This window comes from Sutcliffiella halmapala, assembly GCF_050107295.1.
GTDB lineage: Bacteria > Bacillota > Bacilli > Bacillales > Bacillaceae_I > Sutcliffiella_A > Sutcliffiella_A halmapala_A.
Genome location: NZ_JBNIKR010000002.1, coordinates 283,067 through 307,764, shown reverse-complemented (window position 1 = coordinate 307,764; position 24,698 = coordinate 283,067). Strand labels below are relative to the sequence as shown.

28 protein-coding genes are annotated in these 24,698 nt (G+C 41.8%); 9 read left to right on the top strand and 19 right to left on the bottom strand.

Annotation, left to right across the window (positions count from 1 at the left end; genetic code table 11):
• The first annotated feature begins 205 nt into the window (after window positions 1-205).
• Window positions 206-1,168: a cation diffusion facilitator family transporter gene (locus ACQCT5_RS05435; protein WP_499639754.1), complete on the top strand. Its 963-nt coding sequence runs from the start codon at window positions 206-208 to the stop codon at window positions 1,166-1,168.
• Between the two features lie 70 nt (window positions 1,169-1,238).
• Here the strand turns inward: ACQCT5_RS05435 and ACQCT5_RS05430 are convergent, their stop codons facing one another.
• Together ACQCT5_RS05430 and ACQCT5_RS05425 are read right to left on the bottom strand one after the other, a co-directional pair.
• Window positions 1,239-1,445, bottom strand: a complete 207-nt coding sequence (locus ACQCT5_RS05430; RefSeq protein WP_204414551.1) for a cold-shock protein — start codon at window positions 1,443-1,445, stop codon at window positions 1,239-1,241.
• 192 nt (window positions 1,446-1,637) lie between these two features.
• On the bottom strand, window positions 1,638-3,557 hold the full coding sequence (locus ACQCT5_RS05425) for a lysylphosphatidylglycerol synthase domain-containing protein (protein WP_499639752.1): 1,920 nt from the start codon (window positions 3,555-3,557) through the stop codon (window positions 1,638-1,640).
• Between the two features lie 165 nt (window positions 3,558-3,722).
• On the opposite strand from ACQCT5_RS05425, the gene ACQCT5_RS05420 reads away from it, so the two are divergent.
• On the top strand, window positions 3,723-4,196 hold the full coding sequence (locus ACQCT5_RS05420; protein WP_499639750.1) for an Hsp20/alpha crystallin family protein: 474 nt from the start codon (window positions 3,723-3,725) through the stop codon (window positions 4,194-4,196).
• A 39-nt stretch (window positions 4,197-4,235) separates the two neighbouring features.
• Here ACQCT5_RS05420 and ACQCT5_RS05415 read toward each other — a convergent pair whose 3' ends face one another.
• Window positions 4,236-4,385, bottom strand: coding sequence for a hypothetical protein (locus ACQCT5_RS05415; protein WP_499639748.1), 150 nt, complete (start codon window positions 4,383-4,385; stop codon window positions 4,236-4,238).
• A 148-nt stretch (window positions 4,386-4,533) separates the two neighbouring features.
• Between ACQCT5_RS05415 and ACQCT5_RS05410 the strand changes: the two genes are divergently transcribed.
• Both ACQCT5_RS05410 and ACQCT5_RS05405 read left to right on the top strand, forming a co-directional pair.
• The gene (locus ACQCT5_RS05410; protein ID WP_499639746.1) at window positions 4,534-4,719 is read left to right on the top strand and encodes a hypothetical protein; all 186 of its coding nucleotides are present in this window, start codon (window positions 4,534-4,536) and stop codon (window positions 4,717-4,719) included.
• Window positions 4,712-4,960 (top strand): sporulation protein, encoded by a 249-nt coding sequence (locus ACQCT5_RS05405; RefSeq protein WP_499639744.1) that lies wholly within the window; start codon window positions 4,712-4,714, stop codon window positions 4,958-4,960. The genes ACQCT5_RS05410 and ACQCT5_RS05405 overlap by 8 nt, the downstream gene beginning before the upstream one ends.
• A 93-nt stretch (window positions 4,961-5,053) precedes the next feature.
• Here ACQCT5_RS05405 and ACQCT5_RS05400 read toward each other — a convergent pair whose 3' ends face one another.
• The gene (locus tag ACQCT5_RS05400; protein WP_499639742.1) at window positions 5,054-5,650 is read right to left on the bottom strand and encodes a YppG family protein; all 597 of its coding nucleotides are present in this window, start codon (window positions 5,648-5,650) and stop codon (window positions 5,054-5,056) included.
• A gap of 212 nt (window positions 5,651-5,862) precedes the next feature.
• Between ACQCT5_RS05400 and yppF the strand changes: the two genes are divergently transcribed.
• Together yppF and ACQCT5_RS05390 are read left to right on the top strand one after the other, a co-directional pair.
• The gene (gene yppF / locus ACQCT5_RS05395) at window positions 5,863-6,066 is read left to right on the top strand and encodes a YppF family protein (RefSeq protein ID WP_204414562.1); all 204 of its coding nucleotides are present in this window, start codon (window positions 5,863-5,865) and stop codon (window positions 6,064-6,066) included.
• Between the two features lie 107 nt (window positions 6,067-6,173).
• Window positions 6,174-6,338, top strand: coding sequence for a hypothetical protein (locus ACQCT5_RS05390; RefSeq protein WP_204414563.1), 165 nt, complete (start codon window positions 6,174-6,176; stop codon window positions 6,336-6,338).
• A 45-nt stretch (window positions 6,339-6,383) separates the two neighbouring features.
• On the opposite strand, the gene ACQCT5_RS05385 is transcribed toward ACQCT5_RS05390, so the two are convergent.
• Window positions 6,384-6,743, bottom strand: a complete 360-nt coding sequence (locus tag ACQCT5_RS05385; protein ID WP_499639739.1) for a YppE family protein — start codon at window positions 6,741-6,743, stop codon at window positions 6,384-6,386.
• Window positions 6,744-6,787: 44 nt separating this feature from the next.
• Entirely contained in the window at window positions 6,788-7,048 is a 261-nt protein-coding gene (locus tag ACQCT5_RS05380; protein ID WP_499639737.1) for a hypothetical protein, read from the bottom strand.
• A gap of 180 nt (window positions 7,049-7,228) precedes the next feature.
• Here ACQCT5_RS05380 and ACQCT5_RS05375 point away from each other — a divergent pair, with 180 nt between their 5' ends.
• Window positions 7,229-7,348, top strand: coding sequence for an acid-soluble spore protein SspM (locus tag ACQCT5_RS05375; RefSeq protein ID WP_499639735.1), 120 nt, complete (start codon window positions 7,229-7,231; stop codon window positions 7,346-7,348).
• 308 nt (window positions 7,349-7,656) lie between these two features.
• Here ACQCT5_RS05375 and ACQCT5_RS05370 read toward each other — a convergent pair whose 3' ends face one another.
• Window positions 7,657-8,673 (bottom strand): DUF2515 family protein, encoded by a 1,017-nt coding sequence (locus ACQCT5_RS05370; protein ID WP_499639733.1) that lies wholly within the window; start codon window positions 8,671-8,673, stop codon window positions 7,657-7,659.
• 96 nt (window positions 8,674-8,769) lie between these two features.
• Here ACQCT5_RS05370 and recU point away from each other — a divergent pair, with 96 nt between their 5' ends.
• Window positions 8,770-9,369, top strand: coding sequence for a Holliday junction resolvase RecU (gene recU / locus ACQCT5_RS05365; RefSeq protein ID WP_499639731.1), 600 nt, complete (start codon window positions 8,770-8,772; stop codon window positions 9,367-9,369).
• A 42-nt stretch (window positions 9,370-9,411) separates the two neighbouring features.
• Window positions 9,412-12,093, top strand: a complete 2,682-nt coding sequence (locus ACQCT5_RS05360; RefSeq protein ID WP_499639730.1) for a transglycosylase domain-containing protein — start codon at window positions 9,412-9,414, stop codon at window positions 12,091-12,093.
• An 89-nt stretch (window positions 12,094-12,182) separates the two neighbouring features.
• On the opposite strand, the gene ACQCT5_RS05355 is transcribed toward ACQCT5_RS05360, so the two are convergent.
• The 12 genes from ACQCT5_RS05355 to panB form a co-directional block, all read right to left on the bottom strand.
• Window positions 12,183-12,689, bottom strand: a complete 507-nt coding sequence (locus ACQCT5_RS05355) for a YpoC family protein (protein WP_499639728.1) — start codon at window positions 12,687-12,689, stop codon at window positions 12,183-12,185.
• Window positions 12,686-13,339 (bottom strand): endonuclease III, encoded by a 654-nt coding sequence (gene nth / locus ACQCT5_RS05350; protein ID WP_499639726.1) that lies wholly within the window; start codon window positions 13,337-13,339, stop codon window positions 12,686-12,688. The genes ACQCT5_RS05355 and nth overlap by 4 nt, the downstream gene beginning before the upstream one ends.
• 82 nt (window positions 13,340-13,421) lie before the next feature.
• Entirely contained in the window at window positions 13,422-14,132 is a 711-nt protein-coding gene (locus ACQCT5_RS05345; protein ID WP_499639724.1) for a DnaD domain protein, read from the bottom strand.
• Between the two features lie 654 nt (window positions 14,133-14,786).
• On the bottom strand, window positions 14,787-16,079 hold the full coding sequence (gene asnS, locus ACQCT5_RS05340; protein ID WP_499639722.1) for an asparagine--tRNA ligase: 1,293 nt from the start codon (window positions 16,077-16,079) through the stop codon (window positions 14,787-14,789).
• A gap of 122 nt (window positions 16,080-16,201) precedes the next feature.
• Window positions 16,202-17,389 carry a pyridoxal phosphate-dependent aminotransferase gene (locus ACQCT5_RS05335; protein ID WP_499639721.1) on the bottom strand — a complete coding sequence of 396 codons (1,188 nt, stop codon included), beginning with the start codon at window positions 17,387-17,389 and terminating at the stop codon, window positions 16,202-16,204.
• Window positions 17,390-17,412: 23 nt separating this feature from the next.
• Window positions 17,413-17,886, bottom strand: a complete 474-nt coding sequence (locus ACQCT5_RS05330; protein WP_499639719.1) for a cell wall elongation regulator TseB-like domain-containing protein — start codon at window positions 17,884-17,886, stop codon at window positions 17,413-17,415.
• A gap of 12 nt (window positions 17,887-17,898) precedes the next feature.
• Complete coding sequence (locus ACQCT5_RS05325) at window positions 17,899-18,069, bottom strand: YpmA family protein (protein WP_386638715.1); 171 nt, start codon at window positions 18,067-18,069, stop codon at window positions 17,899-17,901.
• A 444-nt stretch (window positions 18,070-18,513) separates the two neighbouring features.
• Window positions 18,514-19,350 carry a ComEC/Rec2 family competence protein gene (locus ACQCT5_RS05320; protein WP_499639716.1) on the bottom strand — a complete coding sequence of 279 codons (837 nt, stop codon included), beginning with the start codon at window positions 19,348-19,350 and terminating at the stop codon, window positions 18,514-18,516.
• Window positions 19,351-19,406: 56 nt separating this feature from the next.
• Window positions 19,407-22,025 carry an exonuclease domain-containing protein gene (locus ACQCT5_RS05315; RefSeq protein ID WP_499639714.1) on the bottom strand — a complete coding sequence of 873 codons (2,619 nt, stop codon included), beginning with the start codon at window positions 22,023-22,025 and terminating at the stop codon, window positions 19,407-19,409.
• A 460-nt stretch (window positions 22,026-22,485) separates the two neighbouring features.
• A complete protein-coding gene (gene panD, locus ACQCT5_RS05310; RefSeq protein ID WP_499639712.1) occupies window positions 22,486-22,872 on the bottom strand; it encodes an aspartate 1-decarboxylase in 387 nt (128 codons plus the stop codon).
• 1 nt (window position 22,873) lies between these two features.
• Window positions 22,874-23,737 (bottom strand): pantoate--beta-alanine ligase, encoded by an 864-nt coding sequence (panC, locus tag ACQCT5_RS05305; RefSeq protein ID WP_499639710.1) that lies wholly within the window; start codon window positions 23,735-23,737, stop codon window positions 22,874-22,876.
• On the bottom strand, window positions 23,724-24,572 hold the full coding sequence (panB, locus tag ACQCT5_RS05300; protein WP_499639708.1) for a 3-methyl-2-oxobutanoate hydroxymethyltransferase: 849 nt from the start codon (window positions 24,570-24,572) through the stop codon (window positions 23,724-23,726). Before panB ends, panC begins: the two co-directional genes overlap by 14 nt.
• Window positions 24,573-24,698 lie beyond the last annotated feature (126 nt).

Here is a 24,698-nt window from a genome sequence, read left to right as displayed (position 1 = left end):
TTCTATTCTAGCGAATAGGCGTTCGCTTCGTAAAGGGGGGAGAATTGGTTAATATATGAAATCATTTCATGCATATCACTTACCAAATTATTCCCTTCTACTATATAATGAAGAAATACTTGGAATTTTGGATGGAGGGATTCGTTTACATATTTTTTGGGGTATAAGCAAAAGAATAAAATAGGTCAGATGTGAGGGTGATGGTATGAGTTTTTTCCAACTATTAAAAAAAGGAAATAAATCTTCTGGGATTGCGGCTCTTGCAAACACGGTGCTGGCAATCATCAAGGGGATTGCGGCAATTTATAGCGGCAGCGGAACGATGCTTGCCACCACGTTCCACTCCTTGGCGGATGCCACTAACCAGGGTTTTGTATTTTTAGGGAGTGCCCTAGCGGAGAAAGCTCCAACCAAAAGGTTCCCAACAGGTTTCGGACGTGTAGTTAACCTATTTGTATTGGTCGCTGTAATCGTCATCTCGATTATGGCGTATGAAACGATAATTAAGGGATGGGAGCTTATTGTTCATCCAAAAGAATCCACAAACATCATTTTGAACAGTGTTATTTTGGTTATTGCTGTTTTGATTGACGGACTCGTCCTGATTAAAGCAGCAAAGGAGATTGCGAAAGAAACGAGAACGGAAAACAGTGGCGGCGGTGTGTTGATGGGAGCTTTCAAAAATGTTCGCCTTGCTTCCCCACCAACCCGACTAGTTTTCTACGAGGATATTATTGCAACTTTTGGTGCCGCCCTAGCACTGGTAACGATTTTGATTGCGCATTTTACTGGTCTTTATTTCCTTGATGGAGTTGGAACGATTCTGATTGGTGTCTTGTTGATTGGTATTGCCTTAAAAATAGGGTATGAAAATACGGTTGGCCTAATTGGTGTTGCAGCACCAAAAGAGGTGGAGGACCGTATCGTCGACATGATTCTTTCCGATCCGGATGTAGTAGACATCAAGAATATCCGCATTCTTCAGGAAGGACGTAAATATCATGTGGAAAGCTACATAGAGCTTCGTGAAGGCTTCACACTGGCGGATGCTGATGATATTAAGTTCCGTGTAAGAGACCTGCTATATACGGACCCGGATATTGGGGACGTAGTACTAGGAATTCTGGAAAGTGATGGCGTTGTTACCTTGGATAAGGGTAAAATTTAACTGCATTATACTGGCAACAAACAAAAATAACCATGCCTTAGGAGGCATGGTTATTTTTGTTGAACAATATTTACATTTTCTGATTTTGACTATAGTTATTTATGACTGCCAAAACTTTAGTGGACTCTTTCATCCCGCTCTTACACAAAGGACAAGAAGGTGTTTCACTGCTTTTGAAGTTGTCTCTCATCCAACCTTTGCAGTCTTCCGATTCACAAACCCAAATCTTTGTTTCGTCTGTTACGATTTCCTCTACTTCTCTTCTTCCAAACGCCATAGTGCCACTCTCCTATCTTTTGAGGTGGGGCAAACTACATCCACACTAATATACTTTTAGTATTCCAAAATACTAGGAAAAAATAATATTATTTTAAAAAATGATTAAAAAAGATGAAGCCATGTTACCGGACACCATCGTTATACAATCTCTTCCAATACTAATTGTACCATAAATCAAAAGAAAAGACATCTATCTTACCACCTTTTTAGTGGTTCGGACAAGCTGTTTTATCAATAATTTTGCTTCCAATTGTGGAAATTGCTGCGAAAAGAAGAAAAAGTGCTTTTCTTCCCGCAGTACGTAATATCCTATCTCCCTCAGATCAGTAGCATCAAGCTTATGAAATCCCGGAAGTATCAGCGTATATCCATATCTATCTGCTTCTTTTTCCATATAGATCAGTGCTTCCTTATCCAGCGGGCTTGTATCGTCGATGAGTATGAGCGAATCCTTCCATTTTTGGTAATACACCATAGCCGTAGCAGCGGTGAAAACGTAAAGAGGCTTATCCGGGAACAGCAAGTTTCCACTTGTTAATCTGTTTCCCCTTTCTTCCCCCTCTGCCTTAATGAAGAGTGAGGCGGATTTGCTATTTCTTTTAAAATACAACCCAAAGTATAGGAGAACAACGGCAATAGCAGTACCAACTGCCACATCCTGGACCAGTTCCTGCGGATGAAGAGCAAAAAGATCCTGCAATCTGCCTGGCACCATTTTCCGCAGATAAGCGATTTGCAAGGAGCCAACTAGTACATACAATAGAGAAATACAAAAAAGAATGCATCCATCGATAATAATTTTGGTTAAGGTGTATTGACTGACAGAACGATGGAATTCCCGTTTGGAGCCATACAAAAGAAGGAGTGCACCGAGGAGAAGGACCACCTCCCACATATGAAACCCTTTTGAAAAACTGACAATCATTCCACTTATTAATACAAAAAAGGTAAAGTAATAGGCTCTTCTGACTTTATCTTCTATCGCTCTGGCCATTACCAAAAGGATGATCCCGATTGCAATGGAGAACTGCTGGGAAATTTGGAGCATCTCCAGGGCAAGGAACTGGTCTGCAAGCTTCACTCTTTGAATGAATGCTGGCACTACTGGGAAAAGCAGCAGCAAAACGCCAACCACCAACACCCAAACTGATAATATGCGATGGCATGCAGATGAAAATGCTTCTTTGTCCGGAATAATGGTTCTCCATATCTTTTCTTTATAAAGAAAATGCCCTAAAAAGATAGTACTGATCAGAAAGGGAAATACATAATAAACCAGCCGGTATAAAAATAGGAGTGCCAATGCTTTTTCTTCGGAATTTCCGAAACTCGCCATTCCTACAAGTATGACAAAATCAAAAGCTCCCACTCCTCCTGGCACTGTGCTCAAAACTCCGGAGATGGCTGCCATAAAGAAGAGGAGGATGACAATATGAGGAGGCATATGAACATTCAAGGCAAGCGCAATCTGGAAAAATAGAAATGCGGCAAATCCCCATTCAAGAAGCGATATGGCCACCAAAGTCAATTGAGTGTGATTTGTCACTCTTTTTGTATAATATCCGGCAGCTAAAATAAAAATGCCGTAGCCACACATAATCAGCAGTGGCAGCTTTATAATCGGATAATTATGCAGAACGATAGGTGCATACCATTCATTCCCCAGTACTATCCATGCAAAAAAAGATAATCCGACTAACATGTAGGGTAATAGAATGGTGACCGATTTAAGGAAGAAGGAGATATTCATTGTATATTTCCGGTAAAACAAAGTTCGTAAACCAACCCCTGCAAAACCGCCAAATCCCCAAAAGTTTGCATAAGCGTTTGCAGAAAAACTTTGTGTCAACATTTTCCATTTGGGAACACGTACGTTCAACTTCCTAATTAGAAAAACATCATAAAGGATCATGGTTGCAACAGCAAATACACCTAACAAAAAAATCCAGAGAAACCAAGGGAGGCCGATTTCCTGTATTTTTTGCAAAACAAGGGACATATTCACAGCACGCATCTGTTTTGTTCCTTCTATATAAATCAAAATTAAAATCGTCAGGGGAAACACGACCTTAAGTACTTTCAAGAAATATGTATTTTTCAATAGCTGCATACGTAATCTTCCTTCGGGTTAAGGTTGTTATTCCAAACGTATCATAGTTTGTATTGGCTTTCCATGAGTTTTTTCCATTCATTCCTTTAGCCTTTATTAAAAATGGAACCTTCCCAACCCATTTCTACATATAGATAACTAACATGACTTGAAAGGAGCTTCACGATGAAAGACAAGAATTCTGACTTAACTCCCAAAAAAGGCTCGCATCCACCCCAAACCGATATTCTTCAATCCATTGATTCCTTTTTTAGCAGTTCCCCTATCAAAGGGCTTTTGCGGCAAATGGATGATTTTTTCGGCCAATCTTTTGCTAACGCTACATTTCCGGTTGAAACAACAGAATCGGAGCAGGAATTTACCATCCTTTGCAAATTGGCAGGAGTAAAAAAAGAACAAATTACGATTGAAAGCTTCGACAGGTACATTACGATCAGTGTAGATCATAAAGAAATTTTGGAAACATCTGATGAAGGAACTCATGTATATTCCAAAAGCTATTCCGCCAAGAGATCCAGTCGCAGCGTTCCCATTCCGTCCTATGTAAAAATCAGTGCACTACAGGCAAACTACCGGGATGGACTTCTTCAAATCCGTTTCCCGAAAAAATCAAAGCGGCAAATCAGAATTGAAGATTGAATACAGAAACGACGCCACATATGCGTGGCGTCGTTTCCGTTAGTTTTTATGGGATTTTGATCCGTACTTTGGATTTTCCTCTGGAGTGGAATCCTGTTGGATGCTTGATATTTCCTTTGAGGCTTCAATGTCTCCCTTATTGTTGGGATACTTATTTTTCCGCTCCCGGTTATCGTTGCGATTTGTCATGATAACTCCTCCTATTCGCTGTGTTTTAAATGAAGCTATCGTTTATTTTTCCATAAATCTTCAATCTTACTTATGGTAACTTCTGATAGCTCCCTCCTCACATACTTTTTCTCTCCCTACAAAACATAAAGATAAGGAGGTGTTCTACGTGGAAAAATACAAAAAGATCTATGCCAGTCCGTCGACTTCTCCGTCCCTTGTCTTAAAGACAAACCTGGACGAAAAAGAGAAAGTGGAAAATCCATATTACAGCTCCTCTCTCAACCATCAGGAAGAAGAAAAGCTCGATAATTTCTTTTTTGATGGGAAAGCAAAGGGCGATTATCATGAATAAGCCACTCGCCTACTTACAAGAGATTCTCACTTCTTATGGTGAGGACAGGGAGATGGCAAACAGTATCATTCTAAAGATGCATGAAAAAAGATATGAGAATACTGTTTCCTTTATCAACGAATTGAGCGGCGAGCAGATTCAGTTTCTCAATCACTCTCTACCAGATGAAATGAAGCATGCATTGGAGTCGGAGGATTTCCCCCGTCTTCAGCAATTGAATGAGGTTTATGAGTTATTGTAGTTTAGAGAAACTTGTCCTGCAAAATAAACGCTGCAATATATCTTTATGACAGTTCTGAAGTAAAAAAGGATGCCAATATCCCGGCATCCTTTTTTAAGCCTTGAACGTGGCTGTTATTCCCTTTACCATATTATTCAACTGATTTACCGTGTTCATCATCTGGCCCGCTGTATCCATCATTTTCTTCATGTCTACATTCCCATCCTGCCCTTTGAACTGATTCATAAACGATTGAACCTGTGAGGATTGTGGTTTATTGTTCTGATTTTGCGTCGGATAAGGATTCATGAATGGCGTTTGTGGGAACATATTCATTCCCTGTGGCACACCAGCCTGTAATGGGAACATTGATATGCCATTTACGCCACTCGGCTGCTGCATTCCGTTCTGGAATCCTGCTTGGGGCATCATACCATTTTGTTGAAAAGGAAATCCCTGAACCACCGGGATACCTTGGAAATTCTGGTTCGGAACACCCTGGTTGGCAAACATGTTCATCCCATTCTGGTTGAATGCCTCATGGTTCCAACCTTCCATCCCTCCGGTAAAAGGGAATCCAGCTGTCATACCTGGAAAGCTGCCACTATTCATAAAAGGCATCATATTCTGCATAGAAGGCAGTTGATTCAATAAAGACATATTCCTGTTATATGATAAATGTCTAGGTCTTCCGTACATTCTCCTAAACATTCAGATCCCTCCTCTTATCTGGCTCTACCCATAACATATGAATGACAGTTGGGAAACGTGCCTATATTGCCTTGTCGGTCAACATCCATCATGCTATTGGAAATTTTTATATTTTATGTCCCATTTTGTCGGAAGTTTCATTTTTTCAAAAACAAGAAAAATTCAAATCCCATGCTACTATTAAAGTAACTTCAAAGTGGGGGGATGTTTTGGTGGTACTAGAAGAACTTCATCACAAATTTGTTACTTGTAAAAGCTATGAACCAATGGAAGAAAATGAGTTAATGGATTTTGCCAGGCAGCTTTATTTACGTGAAGAATTATCGATTGTACAGTTTCGATGCCTTATCAAAGAGCTAGAGAAAAAAGGTGCAGTTCCGCCAAAGACCTTCGAGGATATTTTAGAATTAACATGATATGTTTTTTTGACAGGAGATCCCACATCAGGATCTCCTTTTTCATTTTCAATGTAATGAACTTGAAAAATTGAGGAACAATAAGGAGGATAAAGGAGGAATGAACGATGAGCCGTGGAAAACACTTTCAACACAAGAAAAAAGGCCATGAACCTACCATAGGATCTGCCCCTGCAGAGAAAAAGGTATTTGAAAAGGCGGAATTTGCGATTGAGCCTTCTGCCAAAAACGGAAACCGTCCTGTCACCATTCAAAAAGAGAAAGAACGATAAAGAAAGGAAGTGCCTGCCCCATGAGGGTACAGGCACTTGTTTTCACTATTTTTTTGATAGTATATCATTCAATACATAACGGATCGATTGGATCATCCCTTTGAACCTTTTCTCACGGGTTTCCGGGTAAAAACACTGGACCGTTACATGATTAACATTTTCAACCGTACTGACAATCTGCTGCGGATGAATATACTTGGGAGCTGCACTCCCTATCCACTCCACCGTCTCCTTCTCCCATTCCAACAGGAGAGCATGCACTTCATCGGCAAAAGGTTTTACCTCGTTAAAAAAATCAGGCTCCACTTTGTTCTCCTGTGTGTGAATAAACCGAGATTCAATTCCCTCTATAAAATCCAATAGCTTTTGCGTCAATGTCAATACATTACTGCTAGTGCTTTCCATCTTCTCACCTCTAGCAATAAATAGTACCATAAAAATGAAAATTTCTACACAGAAACTGAATAAGCACGTTGATTGAACGGGATGGCCGGCTTCGTCTCCATCTTATGATTTTTCTGTTCCTTCATTACCTTTTCCACTTCATCCAATGTATAATGCAACCGATTAATCTGATCCTTCATGACTTCTTCCATTTCTTCCCGCTCGATTTTCATGGAATTGGACATGGTTTGCTCCAGCACATCCATTTGCAGCATCATATCATCAAACAACTTAGAGACATCATAGCGTGATACAACATTGGACATAATAATCCCCTCCATACTTTATTATTGTTACATTTCGCCGCTTTTTCCCTTCCACCTTCTCATGTGACAAAACTAGAACTAATTCGCCAAAGAAAGTGTTTTTCTGCGACATTGCATGTTTACAAATGTACGGGGGAAAATAAAAATGCAAACTCATCAAATATATAGGAGGAATGGATTATGGCAAAAAAACAGAACAGCAAACAGCAAAGCCAGCAGCAGCACAATCGAAATGCTGCAGAGAATGCACCTGAACAACTAGACAAGAAATTAGGCGGACCGAATCGTCCTTCGACATAAGAAAAAGGGGCCTGACCCTCAGTGCGATGTCGCGTTAAAGCACTGAGGGTCAGGCGCCGTTAGCGTTTATCCTATTGAATCCCTCTAAACTCATTCTGAGCTTTTATTTGGGAATCAATTGCCACTTTTGATTCCCTCTCTTCTCTGCTTACTCAGAGTATCAATCCGTGCTTTTGATTCCCTATCTTCTTTATTTGACTAACTTATAGTGATTCCCCATAAAGCACATGTGAATTCATCTCAATATTCAATGATCAAATATTTGTAAACAAATATTATCGCTGCACTTAAACATTTGTTCTGTTCGATCACAACCAATTCCTAAAAGCAATCAGCCCATGCAATTGGTGCTGTTTATGGATGAACCATTTTGTCAGTTCTTCCTGTTTGGGGTTTCTTTGAACAGGCTCCCTCCAATTCCCCAGCTTTCTAGCACCTTTAAAAACCCAATCCTCCTGAAGTAGTTTTTCGTGATTGATAACCGGATAGACAGACCTCAATATCGGTGTTTCGCGAAGAAGCCTGTTATTTATGTACTGTTCATAATCTCTTCTTGAACCTGTATGCTCTGTATGGACTGAAAATTGGTGAAAGGATTCATAATGCTCTGGTGAAAATAACAGTGCAGCCAGTCTTTTGCCCAAATCAATTCTGTTGGTCAACTTTTGAAATCCATGGACGGAATAACCATACAGCTTTCCTTCAAGTGTCGGGAATACGACACAACTGAAATGCCCGAGATCCTGAAATGAGTATACCATTGTCTTAAAGACTTTCTTTTTTAAAGTGCGGCTCTGAAGAACCGGTTTCTGGATGAGGTTTTGTTCATTGATGATCAGGGAAGTAATTAAGCGTTCTTCGTCCCCTTCCTCCCAAAATTTCAGCCATTCATATTCCATGAAGCAAGAAACGCGGAACTCTTTTAATAGATGGAAATATGATTTGTTATAATAGGAGGATAGTTCATATATTAATAGTTGCGGAAAGGCATCCTGAAAGATCATCCAATTTGCGAGCTCATACGTATAGAACAAGGGAAACCGCTGCTGCCAATCTAGCGCAAGGGTGAACCATCGGCCTTCGAGGTCAGTCATATTCCATCCGGCATTACGGGACACCATGCTGGCCAAGAATGCCCATTTGATACTTTTGTTCCGCTCATAAAAGCTGGCGTATGCCTTTGTACGGGAAATATTATCAAGATTATGTTTTGCTGTATTTTTTTTAATACTAGTGATAAACTTATTTTCTTGAAAGGAATATACATAATTTTTCCTTTTTTCACCAATGGAATGATAGCTTTGAAGCATCGAAGAAAGACTCAACTCTTTTCCTCCTTGCACAGGCATGGGGTGTTTCGCCAAATAAATTTGACGTTTTTTTCCTAGATAAGGTTAGTTTTGGTCTATAGGGGGAATTTTATGAATATCCGATACCCAAACGGAAAAGTATTTCAGTCAACCGCAAATACGTCTTCTAAAAATAAGGCTCCCGTCCTATACGGAAACAGAGGAATGACACTAGAGGACGACTTGCATGAATCCAATTTGTATTATCTGCATCATCAGATTGCTGTTGTTCATAAAAAACCCACACCCATTCAGATTGTAGATGTCCATTATCCGAAAAGAAGTGCGGCGGTCATCAAGGAAGCCTACTTCAAACAGGCATCCACTACTGACTTTAATGGTGTATACAAAGGGAAATATATTGATTTTGAAGCGAAGGAAACCAAAAATAAAACTTCCTTTCCGCTTCAGAATTTCCATGAGCATCAGATTCAACATATGCAGCAAGTAGTGAAACAAAATGGAATCTGTTTCGTCATATTATTGTTCCGTGTTTTTAATGAAGTCTATTTGCTACCGGCTGAAAGGTTGTTTTATTACTGGGAGAGAAAAGAAGCTGGGGAAAGAAAATCAATTACAAAGCAAGAGGTTGAAAAGGACGGGTACTTGATACCTATAGGTTTTCAGCCAAGAATTGATTATATTAAAATAATAGACAGTGTCTATTGCTAACCCCTGAATCACGGCAAAAGCGGAGAAAGGCAGGTCTGTTACATGGCAGATAAATATCAATCTAGAGAACAGAGAAGAAAAGCATTACAGGAAGAAAAAGGTGCAAAAAAGGGACCTAAAACAGCACAACGAAAAAATCTTTTCAAAAAGATCTTTTTTACCGTACTTATAGTCGGTATTGTTGGTCTTCTTACAGGAATAGGTACATTTGCATTCTATGTAAAGGATACCCCTCCTCTTGATGAGACTCTTTTAAAAGTTCCCGTCCCTTCCAAGGTATATGATAGGAATGGTGAACTGGCCGCTGAAATAGGTGGACATGAGGCAAGGGAATATGTGGAATATGACGAAATTCCACAGCTGGTGCAGGATGCTTTCCTTGCAACAGAGGATGTCCGCTTCTTTGAACATAAGGGAGTGGATTACAGGCGTCTTGCTGGAGCCGTTTTGGCCAACGTTACAAGAGGTTTCGGTTCAGAGGGTGGCAGTACAATTACACAACAATTAGTGAAATTATCCTTCTTATCCAAAGATAAAACGTTAAAAAGAAAAGCCCAGGAATTTTATCTTGCATACGAATTGGAATCTCGCTTCAGTAAAGAGCAGATTCTTGAAATGTATTTAAACAGGATTTATTTTTCCAATTATTCATATGGAGTAGCCAAAGCTGCTAAAAACTATTACGGTAAATCACTGGATGAATTGGAGTTGCATGAAGCAGCAATGCTTGCAGGACTTCCACAAAGTCCGAACAACTATAATCCTTTGACGAATCCGGAAAATGCTGAAAAACGTCGCAATATTGTTCTCAGTTTGATGGTACAACATGGCAAAATAACACAGGAACAAGCGGATGAAGCAAAGGCCATTCCTGTTGACTCTACATTGGCAAACGATGTGGAAAAAACCAACTTCTCTAATAAATACAATGCGTTCATGGATCGAGTAATCGAAGAAATATCCGAACAGCTTGGAGAAGTGGATCCCCAGGCTGATGGTTTGGAAATCTATACAACATTAGACGTGGATGCCCAGGAGCATGTGGAATACTTGTTATCTGATGAGAGCGGCATTGCCTATCCGGAAAATGAAGATTTCCAGGCCGGTGTATCTTTGATTGATACGAAAACAGGTGAAATCCGTGCTATCGGCGGCGGTCGCAACCATGTCAAAACAGGCCTGAATTATGCAACAGATATCCGCGTTCAGCCTGGTTCCGCAATCAAGCCGATATTGGACTATGGCCCAGCCATCGAGCATCTGGACTGGTCCACTTATCAGCAAATCGATGATGAACCGGTAACTTATACAAACGGCGACCCAATCAACAACTGGGACAAAAAACATAAAGGTGTGATGAGTATCCGTGAGCATCTTGCGGATTCACGTAATATCCCGGCATTGAAAGCCTTCCAGGAGGTTGGAGCCGATAAAGCGCGCGACTTTGCTGTGAAACTTGGCATTCCACTAGGCGAAGATATTCCGGAAGCATACTCGATCGGTGGTTTCAATCGAGGCATCTCCCCTCTTCAACTTGCTGGAGCGTATGCCCCATTTGGAAATAGCGGCGTTTACACAGAACCTTTTGCTGTAACCAAGGTCGTATTCCAGGACGGCAAGAGTGTTAGTTTAAATAAGGAATCGCAGGTAGTGATGAAGGATTCTACTGCATTCATGATTACAGACATGCTGAAAACATCCATAACTACCGGTTTGGCTCGCGCAGCTAATGTACCGGGCTTGAACCTTGCAGGTAAATCAGGTACTACCAACTTTTCATCTGATGACCTGCAAAAGTATGACATTCCAGCAGATGCAGCTCCAAGTACACTATTTGCAGGATACACCCCGTCCTACACTGCTGCTGTTTGGACCGGATTCAACAAGGGCGGCGAAGATAACTACTTAAGAAGTATTGCATCCGGTTCTGAGGATCAGTATTTATCAAGAGAGATATTCAGGCAGCTGATGGAGCATGTCTCTACGACAGATGAGGATAAAGAGGACTTCCCTGTTCCAAAAAGTGTCGTAAGAGTTGCTATCGAAAAAGGATCGAATCCACCGCTTAAAGCGAGTGAATTCACTCCGAAAGATCGAATTACAAATGAGTATTTCGTTAAAGGTACGGAACCTACGAAAGTATCAAAAGAGTTTGAGAAGCTTACTAGTCCGTCAAACTTTACAGCCACTTATGACGAAGCTACCAATCAAATTCTGTTAAATTGGGATTACCCTGAAGATCAATTGGAAAATGTAAGCTTTGATGTGAAAGTTGCAGTGAATGAGGGAGCCCCTCAAGGATTAACTGTAACCAAAGAGCTTGGGTTGGCAGTGAATAACCCTGACCCTGGGGCAACATTTACATTTGAGATCACCGCTTTCCTTGATGACAACAAAGAAAGCCGAAGTGACCCTGCTACACAGTCGGTTCAGGTTCCTGAGCTTGTAGAAGAGGAAGAAGTCGTTCCTGAGCTACCTCCAACTCCACCTGGTGAAGGTGATGGTGAAGGTGACGGCGAAGGTGATGGCGAAGGTGACGGCCAAGGTGACGGTGAAGGTGATGGCGAAGGTGACGGCGAAGGTGACGGCGAAGGTGACGGCGAAGGTACTGGTGAAGGTGGCGGTACTGGAGGCGATACCGGCGGCGATACCGGCGGCGATACCGGCGGCGATACCGGCGGCGATACCGGCGGCGATACCGGCGGTGGAACCGGTGATGGCTGAGACGGTAGTGGCGAAGGCCGAAACCGTGGTCAGAACAATGACAATAATGATGATGACTAAAGAAAAGGTAGGACCCGATATTTTGGGTCCTACCTTTTTTGGATTGCCTGCATTTTATAGAACAGTTTGCTGCTTTCAGTAAAGAGCTGCTGTAGCTGGATAAAGGCGTGATACATTTCTGGCTTTTTCATGACAAAATCAAGACGTTCTACTATATTTACAGGTATTACGGGCAGTTGATTTATCTCTTTTTCCCAATCTGCCAATGAACGCACCGGCATCTGATTCATCCAGAATATGGATTGGAGGAGTAACGCAATGCCCCCTATTACATGGACCTTCACATCAGAACGATCTCTTTTTTCATGATGCGTGTGAAGTTTCGCTTCTGTCTCCTTCCATAAGTGAAACAATAGCGGTACCGTCTGTGAACGATGCTCCCATGGAAGATTTGACGGAGCAAGGCCGAGAGCGTATGCCATGTCATATTTGAAAGGTACAGTCAAACTTGTCTGCCAATCAAAGCGTCCTGTCTCGACCACCTCGCTTTCTGAATAATACAGTGGATGGGCGAATGCTGTGGGCACTCTCATCATTTGACCTTCCTTTTCATTCTCTTTTTGCCCTCACGGCACATTTCAAGCAGTGGACAGCTGTCACATTGCGGATTTTGAGCCTTGCAATGATATCTTCCAAAAAAGATCAAACGATGATGTGTGTCTGACCATTTATCCATTGGAATCTTTTTCATCAACGTTTTTTCCACTTCCAACACACTGTCTTTCCACTTGCAGATTCCGAGTCTCTTACTGACCCGTTCTACATGCGTATCCACCGCGATGGCTGGTACGCCGAATGCTACGGATACAACTACATTTGCCGTCTTTCTCCCTACACCAGGAAGCTTTACAAGCTCATCTCGATCCTGTGGAACCTCTCCATCGTATTCATCAAGTAGAAGCTGTGACAAATTCCGAATGTTTTTTGCTTTGTTGCGGAACAATCCGATAGATCGTATGTCCTGCTGCAGCTCTTCCAAAGAAACTGCTAAATAATCCTCAGGTTTCTTATACTTTTCAAATAATGTTTTGGTTACTTTGTTTACAAGTGCATCGGTACATTGTGCCGATAAAGCTACCGCAATTACGAGTTCAAATGGATTGCGGTGATTTAATTCACAATGTGCATCTGGGAACATCTCCCCCATCACTTCCACCACTTCATTGACCTGTTTTAAATTAAGCATCGACATGCCCTGCCCTTCTTGCTTTAATTCTTAATTGAAAAAGGAAAACGGCGATAATCCGTTTTCCTAATCTGATTTACCTTTAGTCCAACCAGTTATAAAATGGAACCGTGTTTTTATTGGGTTTATTTATTGGCACCTGGTTCTGCTGTTTTGAAGGAATATTGGACCTTCTGAATTTCTTGCCATATTCGTTTGCCTGGTTGAGTGTTTTGATGCCATTCTTTTTCCATTCAAAAAGAATGCGGTCAATATATCTGAAATTCAGTTTCCCCGAGATAACAGCCTCTCTTAGGGCAGCTTTAATAATGCTTGTATCATGGTGGTCCTGGTCCATCCACATACCAAGCGTTTCACATTCAAACGGTGACAACGGTCGTCCGAATTCCTGCTCAAAAATTGTATATAGATTGATTTCATCGTCTTTATTGGATTGAATGGTTGCCTGTTTGTTTTTCTCTATCATAAACTGAATCATTTTTTCCCATAAGGGCTGGAGGGAATAACGTTCGTATTTGATGGAGTACTCGTCCATCTCATCACTGATGGCAAGGTACCCTTTTTGTAGTAGATGACGCAAGATTTCCATGCATTCTGTAGGATCTATCGTCATTTTATCTGCGATTTCCATTGGAGTAGGAAAGATTTTTCCGCTTTCCACGAAAGAATGTACATGTAGGATGAGTAGAAACTCTTTTTCATTTAAGCCAAGCTTTACGTAATTGTTCAGTAAGTAATTTGGAATGGAAAGATTCCCTTCCTCCAAAAATTCAATAAATTGCTCTTTTTTCATTAGGAGACACCTCATGACTAAGTATAACAAATTTATACCTTTACTTCTAAGGAAATATTAAGAAAAGCTATAACATGTATCTAATATCAGGATACCTTAAAAATAAGGTGGCACCATGAAACACCCTGTTGATTTCCGTTCCAGGAGTTCGCTTTCCGCGGGCGGCCTCGGGAGCCTCCTCGGCGCATGTCTGCGCCTGCGGGGTCTCCCTTGACACGCTGCTTCCGCAGGAGTCTCACCCCTTGCACTCCAATCAACAGGGGCGAACCTGCAACAATAATACGTAATATTAAAAATAAAAAATCATTTGTATTATACTTCTCCATGTCAAATTTGAATCCTTATACTATGGGAAAGTATGAAAGAGGTACTTGTAAAAATACACAGGGTTTCGTTCCACAAAAAGTTTAGAAAACTCAGTTGATTGGAGTGGAAGGCACGGAGACTCCTGCGGGAGGAAGGGACAAGGGAGACCCCGCAGACGCGCAGCGTCGAGGAGGCTGCCGGACCGCCCGCGGAAAGCGTAGTGCCTGGAACGGAAATCAACGGGCTTTATTATCAAGGTACACAAAAAAACTGTAGACAACCTCGAATTACCTCGAGTTTGTCTACAGTCTGACACCACTTGTTAAGGGAACAAGTGGTTTTATCATATTATGGATACAGACGGTTTAAAAGTCTTGGGAATGGAATGGCTTCGCGAACATGTTCTGTGCCGCTGATCCATGCCACTGTACGCTCTAGTCCAAGACCAAAGCCTGAGTGTGGTACTGAACCGTATTGGCGCAATTCCAAATACCATTTGTAGGCTTCAGAATCCAGGTTATGCTCTTCCAAACGCTGTTTCAGCAAATCAAAATCGTGGACACGCTCGGAACCACCGATGATCTCGCCATAGCCTTCCGGTGCAATAAGGTCTGCACATAATACTACATCGTCACGCTCTGGATGCGGCTGCATGTAGAACGGTTTGATGCCAATTGGGTAATGGGTGATGAATACAGGCATATCGTAGCTTTCTGCGATAGCCGTTTCATGTGGAGAACCAAAATCATCGCCCCATTTGATATCATCAAATCCTTTTTCATTCAGGAATTTGATAGCATCATCATAGGAAATGCGTGGGAACGGTGCTTTGATTTTTTCAAGCTTTGTTACATCTCTATCCAAAACGCCCAATTCAAGCTTACAGTTTCTTAGGACCGCCTGGACAATATAGGAAACATACTCTTCTTGAACTTTCAGGTTGTCATCAAATTCGATGAAGGCCATCTCAGGCTCGATCATCCAGAATTCAATGAGGTGACGGCGTGTTTTGGATTTTTCCGCTCGGAAAGTTGGTCCAAAAGAGAATACCTTACCTAAAGCCATTGCTGCCGCTTCCATATAAAGCTGGCCACTCTGGGAAAGATACGCGTCCTCATCGAAGTATTTTGTTGCAAATAGCTCTGATGTCCCTTCAGGAGCACTTCCTGTCAGGATAGGCGGATCTACCTTTACAAATCCATTTTCGTTGAAGAATTCATACGTCGCACGAATCACTTCATTACGGATTTTCATGATGGCATGCTGCTTTTTGGAACGCAGCCATAAATGACGGTTGTCCATCAAAAATTCAGTACCGTGGTTTTTCGGAGTAATAGGATAATCAACCGCTTCATGGATCACTTCCAGGCCGGTAACACCCAACTCATATCCGAACGGAGATCTCTCATCTTCACGTACAATACCTTTGACATATACGGATGTTTCCTGAGTTACGGATTTTGCGCTTTGGAATACTTCCTCGGCTACCTCTGCTTTCACCACTACTCCTTGAATGAAGCCGGAGCCATCACGTAATTGTAGGAAGGCGATTTTTCCGCTTGAACGCTTGTTTGCAATCCAGGCACCAATCGTTACTTCTTCTCCTACATGTTTATATACTTCTTTAATTGTTGTCTTCACTCTTTTGTTCCCTCCAACCTTGTTCTAGCAACTTTTACTTACTGCTATGTACATAACCTATATTATACAAGCCATGAATAAAGGAAGCAAACACTTTTAAGTCTGCTTCCTTTTCCTCTTTATCACTTCACTGTTACTTTTTCCATGTAACGGGCAATACGTTCAACAGCCTGCTCCAGCTGGTCGAGGCTTGTTGCATAGGAAAGGCGTACATAGTTGTCTGCTCCGAACCCCGAACCTGGAACCAATGCTACCTTTTCTTCTTCAAGCAAAGCTTTTACCAAGCTGTCCACATCCTGAAAACCGGCCATCCTCGCGGCTTCAGATGCATTCGGGAATAGGTAGAATGCCCCTTGAGGCTTGATGCAATGGAATCCTGGAATCGCATTTAATTTTTCAAATATGATGTTGAGTCGTTCCTCGAAAGCTTTACGCATCACTTCCACATCTTCCTGTGACCCTGCATATGCTGCAATGGTTGCGTATTGGGCTATGGAAGTGGGATTGGAAGTGCTATGACTTGCAAGGTTTGTCATCGCACTGATGATGGTGGCATTTCCAACAGCATAGCCGATTCTCCAGCCAGTCATGGAATGGGACTTGGATACTCCATTAATGATGATGGTCGCATCCTTCAGCTCAGGAGATAACTGCGCGATGGAAAAATGCTCGTTCCCATCGTATAAAAGCTTTTCATATATTTCATCGGATATAATCAGTACATTGTGCGCGAGACACACTTGACCAAGTTCCTGTAGCTCTTCTTTTGTATAGATCATCCCAGTAGGATTACTTGGTGAGTTCAAAATAAGTGCTTTGGTTTTAGACGTTATGACTTCTTCCAGCTGGGAAGCAGTAATTTTAAATTGGTTTTCTTCTTTTCCTTCCACATAGACTGGAACTCCCTCTGCAAGCTTCACTTGTTCAGGATAGCTTACCCAATATGGCGTTGGAATGATCACTTCATCATCTTTGTCCAACAGCACCTGGAACAAGGTATAGAGGGCATGCTTTGCCCCTGTGCAGACAATCACTTCAGAAGGCTTGTAGGAAAGCTTCTGGTCTCTTTCCAATTTGCTGATTATTTCCTTTTTCAATGCAGGCAATCCACCTGATGGCGTATATTTGGTCAGCCCTTGATCCATCGCTTTTTTTGCAGCATTTAAAATATGTTCAGGCGTATTAAAATCAGGCTCCCCTGCTCCAAGACCAATGACGTCATGACCTGCATCTTTTAATTCTTTTGCTTTTGCTGTAATTTCCAATGTAGTAGATGGTGTTAAGGTTGATACTCGTTTGGCTAATTTCATGGTTCTTTTTCCTCCCGCTACGATTAAAACGTTATACGTTGATAATACTCTCCATCTTCAAACTTAATGTAGTACAGATTATATCGGTCATTCTGATCTTTGAATTTGATTTCCCATAGTGGAATATCGTTCTCCATTGCAAGAGAAACCGATAAGATCTCTGAAGGTTTTCGGTCGGTATCGACATATTTCATTACATCTTTTTTTGCTACTCCATCGCTGGCATTTGCCGTCAGGGCAATCTTTTTCTTTTCATCCACCCAGATGATTATCTCTTCATTCTTATCATCCGTTCCCTGGACGATGGTGTAAGGAGTCGTACCATTATATGTATAAACCTCATTGATGGTCTGTAGGTTTTTCTCTTCTTTTGCGATTTCGGTGGCCTCATTTTCGTCCTCGCGGATAGGCGACATGGCTGTATGGTAAATGGACACAAGCTGCCATACGAGCAGAATGACAAGGAGGGTGCATATAATAATAATCCATTTTTTCATTTTATCACTTCTTTATGTACGATATATGGTGAAGACTGCTTTATCTTTGTTTTCTTCATCTAAAGCCAAACCAAACATAAGGTTTTCCCTTTTTAGATTTCGATTGAGTGTGTCGACAATTTTATACAGATCGGAAGAGTATTCCACTTTTACGGTGGAGATCACTTCAATTTTACTTTCCATCCCAAAATCCTCCTGCTTTCAAGCAATTATTGTTACTCATATTGCCCCTGTATGTCGGTAAGAATATAAGTACTGAATCACCTATAGTGTTCAAACACATTATAACAGTAAATATTCAGTTTAGTACAATTAAGTACTTTTCAGTATAATAAATTTTCTCCTATCCTACACCGATATTTTGAAAGGGTGAATCAAGTGGCAGCTATTGATTCACCCTATTTTTGTCGTTTTCGAATTGAATGTTAAACTATTTTATGGCTCTTTTTAACACCGCTGTTGATTTCCGCACTAGGCTGCGCTTTCCGCGGGGCGTTTTGTGGAGCCTCCTCGGCTTCGCCTGTGGGGTCTCCACTAAACGCTGCTTCCCGCAGGAGTCTTCGCCTATTGCTCCAATCAATAGCTAAGCGAAGTTATACATGAGTGTAAACTTTTCCCCAAGTTTATTTATGACATTTGCAAAAAGGTGTCTAGTGTAAGTGTGAAGACGTGGTAGTCGCCTTCTTTTATTTTTATGGTGACATTTCCTTTTTGGCTTGTGAGATATAGGTCAAGCCATGTTTCCTGGAGTCTTTCGAGCACTAGTGACTTTCCTTGTGTTGTTTCTTTGTGAAACACGATCGCTGTCTGCGGATCACAGGCATTCAGGAATTTTTTTGATGTTCCAGTTTCATTTCCGAAGTCCCCAACCTTGATTATGTTGACAACACTTAGGTTATGTTGCTGAAGCAATCTGTTCTCGACTTCTTTATCTGCACTAGTCATGTATAGCAGATACGTTTCATTGAATTCAAATAATAGATCCATCCCAAGATGCTTTTCCCTGGAATAGTCTTCATTCAGAACCTGTACATTCAGGTCCTCCACCAGTTCACTTTTTGTTCCTTTTCCCCACCAATCAGTCTCAATACCTAATCTGGCATCCGACATGCTCCTTGGGAGTATCACTTTATCTATTTCGAAATTATCCAAAACATACTTCAGGTTCCCTGTATATTCAGCGTCGGGGTTGGTAATGATCAGTCCTGATATTTCGTCGACTCCGTATATTTTCAAATGATGCTGCAGTTCATCCTCGGATTCAGGAGCTCCCGTATTGATCAGGATATTTTCTCCATTCGAGTTCTGGATGATGGTACTTTCGCCATTTGGCAGATCCAGAAAAGTAAAGGCTACTTCCTCTTCATCCAACTTTAGATCAATGTTCTCTATGTCGGTCGGGTACTCAGGCTGCAGGATTCCGAAGTTTATAATAAGAAGTCCCAGCAAGAAAATATTCCACATCCATCTCATCCATTCTAACCATAGTTGTGTACTGTATTAAAATGACTACATTCGCCTTAATCTATACTATGGAGAAGGCTGAAAAAAGTATCTTTTTTCACAATACCATTTGGAATTGCATCAATGAATTGAACACCATACCTTTTCTCTGCCACTCTTCTATCGAAAATAAAGATGTCCTTGCTGCCGTTACCTTCCAGAAAATTGGCGACCATTTTTTTGAACCGAAGGACTGCGATTGGCAAAGATACATCCATAAAGGAGTTTCTTCCCTGCTTTTCAACCTGGTTGATTTTCGTTGCAAGAAGCGGTTCATCAAGAGCACTGAATGGCAATCGAATGATAACTAATGTATCGATTTTCTCTTTTTTGATCGAGACTTCTTCGAGAAAGCTATTGGTGACCAGAAGAATCGCGTTTTCGAAGTTAGCGGAAGCCTTCAGGATTTTCTGCTTGCCCCCGCTTATACCACTTTGGCTTACAACGACTGTTTCTCTTGATTGTGGAGAGTTTTTCAACTCGTTGTATACCGCAGACAGCATGTCATTCGAAGAGAAGGAAACAAGGATCCTTCCCCCCTTCTGTGACAACAGCTCCTGAATCTGGAGAGCGGCAATCGAAACGAATGTCTCATTTTTACCTTTTTCAATATACGGCATATCAGTGGGAATAAAAACTCCTGGGAGAGCTTTGGTTTCCTTTGACTTCAACACCTTCATAACCGGATAAAAATCGGTGAGACCAAGCTCCTCCATTGTAAAATCGAAGCTGTCGTTTACACTTAGCGCCGGGGAAACGAATACCACACTGCTTTTCATCTGATAGAATTTTTCTGCAAGCCTGTTACTGATATCCAGAGGCTGCTCAAAAATCGTCACAGAGTTTTTAGCCCCACGGACGTTCACCTCAAACCAAGTTAACCGGTCATTCTTAGGGACAAACAGGAGCGAATAGAATGTTTCCCGCATTTCCGTAAGAACCATTTTCTCTTGTAGGAGGTATTCTGAATGTATGTCCTCCGATAAGGATTCCCTTCCGGATACCTGTTTCTCTAGGGTTAGGATGACATCCGTCAACGACATGTAAAGCCTTTGTGCTGCCTCCTGCACTCCTGCCCAGGCTCTGCCGCTCTCTTTTTGAACAGAATAACGGTAGGTTACTTTGGAGGACGACCTTTTAGTTCGAGCAAGGCAATAATCTCTAAGAATCCGAAACATATCATCCAGCTCCTCTTTTGCTTGCTGTACAGCACGTACATCGGGGAGCTTGGATAATGCAAAATAAATATCCAAATAACTTATTTCTATTCCAAGGAATTTACTGACGTTCTGATGAAACACATTGGCATTTTCGATAATGTAATAATGCATACCCTTTAGTACTTCCTCTTTCCAAATTTCTTTGGCCAAAAAGGAATGATTGGTAAGCAGAAGACTTGCGTGACTTATTTTTTCCCTTGCAGCCTTGTAAAAGCAATGTGCTGATTCTCCCCCTCCCATTTCTAAGGGTAATGAACAGTTGATGGATTCCCATAAAAGGCGGCCGCCAGATGACAAGGATAACTCCTCCATATCACCAGACCCAGTTTCCGTCAGCCAAACAAGAATCTGCGCTTTTGTCAAAACCGCATCATAATTGTCTTCCTGTTCTCCAAGCGCATGTAAAAATTTAGGCAGACTCAAATAAAAATATTTGCCTTTAATAGAAGAGGTAAGCATATTGAAATCTCTATCATCCATCTGTAGCTTATTGAAAAGCCCCCTTATGGTGCTGAGGGTATCGGAACGATGACTGCTGATGACAACCTGTTTATCATTCTCAAGGGAGAACAGAATCGCTCCCATCAGATAAGAATCCTTGTCCTCAAATGAGGGTGGAATTTCTAAAAGCCCATGCTGCCTGGATTCAAACAGCCCCCTTATTTCATCTACCGCAATTGAATCCCCGATATTCTTTTTTATAGATGAAAGAAGTAACTCCTTGCGTTTCACCCTCTCATCAACTTGATGTACAGCAGGGGCCTTGAGGACAAGCCTATCCTCATATAAGTAGTAATCATCGGAAAGTGATGCGTTTGCATTAGCTGATTGGAACAGGATGTAAACGTCACTTTTCATATTATGTAAAAGGGTATGTAATTGTCGGCTCGTTTGAGGGGGAAGGCTTTTTATTTTCTCCAACAGATTAAGGAGAATGATTGCCGTCACTTCCGCGTCACTGTCTGCGCGATGCGGGTTATCGTGATCAAGCTGATAATAGTCTGCCAGATCGGTCAGTTTATAGCTTGAACGGGTAGGGAGAAGAATCCGGGCAAGCTCCACTGTATCCACTGTGTTCCCTGAAAATGCAGGATAGCCGCTCTCCTGTAGTTCATGCTGAAGAAAGGACAGGTCAAACGGGACATTATGTGCCACCAATGTTGACCCTTCCAGCATTTCCACAAGCATGGGTGCGATTTGGGCAAAGGTGGGTGCCTTTTTTACCATCTCATTATTTATACTTGTCAGTTGTTCGATAAAAGGAGGAATTTTGCAGCTTGGATTCACAAAGCTCGCAAACCGTTCCGTTATTTCGCCATCTTCCACTAAAACAGCGCCCACTTGTATAATTTTATCTTGCTTTTTAGGAGAGTTTCCTGTTGTTTCCAAATCCAGGACAACATAACGCTGTTTCATTCTTTACACCTCATAACTTCTCAAATCATCTATAAACAAAGTATCATAGTCCCTGAACGAAAAAAATAGTTAAATTTATTTTCTCCAGTCTTTTAAAAGAAAAACCCCCATTTAAGGGGGAAAGCTGTTTTCGCATTAATTGATATTTTGGTTAAAGATATTTCCCGTGGATTTCCGCTCCAGGCACTCAGCGCCGCGCGGGGAGGGATGGGAGCCTCCTCGGCTTACGCCTGTGGGGTCTCCCATACTCTATCTTCCCGCAGGAGTCAAGTGCCTTCCGCTACAATCCACTCACGTTTCTAATCATTTTTCTCTATAGGAGATTACGATATAAAAAAGAATCATTTATTATTTAAAAGTCATATTTTCACTTTAAGATTTCAATATAGCTCAAAATAATTTTACTCTCCCCCTGTTGGTTGGAGCGTAAGGGGTGAGACTCCTGCGTATTACATGTGAATTATATCATGACTGTGGCTGCTGGTTCTGTGCCGAGCATTTCCACGATTTCATTGTTTTCATTCATGACTGCTACCTTAGGCTGGTGGTCTTTAACTTTTTCATCTGCGATCAGGCAATAGGAAATGACAATAATGACGTCCCCTTTTTGAACTAAGCGGGCTGCTGCACCGTTTAAGCAGAATTCTTTTCTGCCTCTTTCCCCCGGTATGATGTACGTTTCAAAACGTGCTCCATTGTTATTGTTCACGATTTGGACCTTTTCGTTTGCGACAAGTCCAACAGCATCCAGAATATCCTCATCGATTGTGATACTGCCGACATAATTAAGGTTCGCATCCGTCACACGGGCACGATGTATCTTGGCATTCATTAAAGTACGAAACATGTTAATTTTCCCCTTTCGTGTATGAAAAAACGATGTTGTCTATCAGTCTCGCCTTGCTGAACTTCGCAGCAACTGCAATTATAAGGCTTTCTCCATCTCTTGGTTCCTTTACCACTTTCAGATCTGGATACGAATATATTTCCACATAGTCAATTTCGGAACCAGTATGCTCTTTGATTTGGTTTTCCACGAATTCCTTCGTTTCAGATATGGAAGCCCCTTGTTCCAGCCTGCCTTTTCCAAATTGCAGTGCCTGTTGGAGGGCTGGGGCCTCTTCGCGTTCCTTTGGAGTAAGATAGACGTTTCGTGAGCTTTTTGCCAGGCCGTCCTCTTCCCTGATTGTATTTACGCGTACAAGCTGGACTGTCAAATGATAGTCGGAGATCAACCCTTCGATCACCGCCACCTGCTGGGCATCCTTCATTCCGAAATAAGCTTGGGTTGGCATGACAATTTGGAACAGCTTCATCACAACGGTTGCAACCCCGTCAAAATGCCCGGGGCGTTTTTTTCCACAGAGGACATCCACTCTCTTTTCCACAGTGATGAGAGTGGTCCGGTCTTCTTTATACATTTCTTCAATGGTTGGGTAGAAAAGAAAGTCCACACCAAGCTCGCTCGCGATTTTTTCATCTCTCGCTATGTCCCTCGGATACGCGTCAAAATCCTCATTGGGACCAAATTGGAGAGGATTGACGAAAATACTGAGTACGACAATATCATTTTCTTTTCTTGCCTTTTCAATCAATGTAGCATGGCCTTCATGCAAAAAGCCCATGGTCGGGACAAACCCGATTGTTTTTTTAGCCAGCCGTGCAGCAAGGCTTTCCTTTTGCATGTCGGAAATAGTATTAATGATTTTCACTGATTTTGCCTCCGTATAATCTTTGCAGGGTTTCTTCCTTCATGGTGAAGCTGTGTTCTGGCTTAGGGAATGCATTGCTTTTCACTTCCGCTACATAGTCGGAAAGTCCTTTTTTCATGACAGATTGTACGTCAGCATAGGATTTAACAAACTTCGGTACCCGCCCTACTCCATAAGTGAGTACATCATGATAAACAAGCACCTGACCATCTGTCGCTTCTCCCGCACCGATTCCGATCGTTGGGATAGTGAGTTTGGAGGAAATTTCCCTTGCCAGCTGTTCAGGTACGCACTCGAGTACTAGTGCCATCGCTCCAGCCTTTTCTACCAGGATGGCATCCTCAAGCATTTTTTTTGCGCCTTCCACGTCTTTGCCCTGCACTTTATAACCACCTAGAACTCCCACGGATTGTGGGGTCAGACCGAGATGTGCGACAACCGGAATTCCGGCTTTCGTAATGTAACGGATCATATCCACTACTTCATCGGCCCCTTCAAGCTTCAATGCATGTGCACCTGATTCCTGGATCATTTTTTTAGCATTATATAGCGTATTTTCAATGGACAAATGATAGCTCATAAAGGGCATATCTGTCACGATAAAAGTTGAACCTGCGCCTCGTTTGACCGCCTTGGTATGATGGATCATATCTTCCACTGTCACCGGAATCGTCGAGTCGTAGCCCAGTACGACCATTCCAAGGGAATCTCCGACAAGGATCACATCCACACCAGATTCCTCTGCAAGCTTTGCAGAAGGATAATCATAGGCGGTCAACATCGCGATTTTCGCTCCATTTTGTTTCATTTTCATGAAATCTGTAGCTGTTTTCATGTTCGTTCCTCCTCTTTTTGAGGACAAGAAATGAACAACCGAAACATAAAAATCCTTCTTTCAACAGAAAGAAGGATGGTTAATTCACACAGGTGTGCTGCATGGTTAATTTTAATCGGTTCAGTT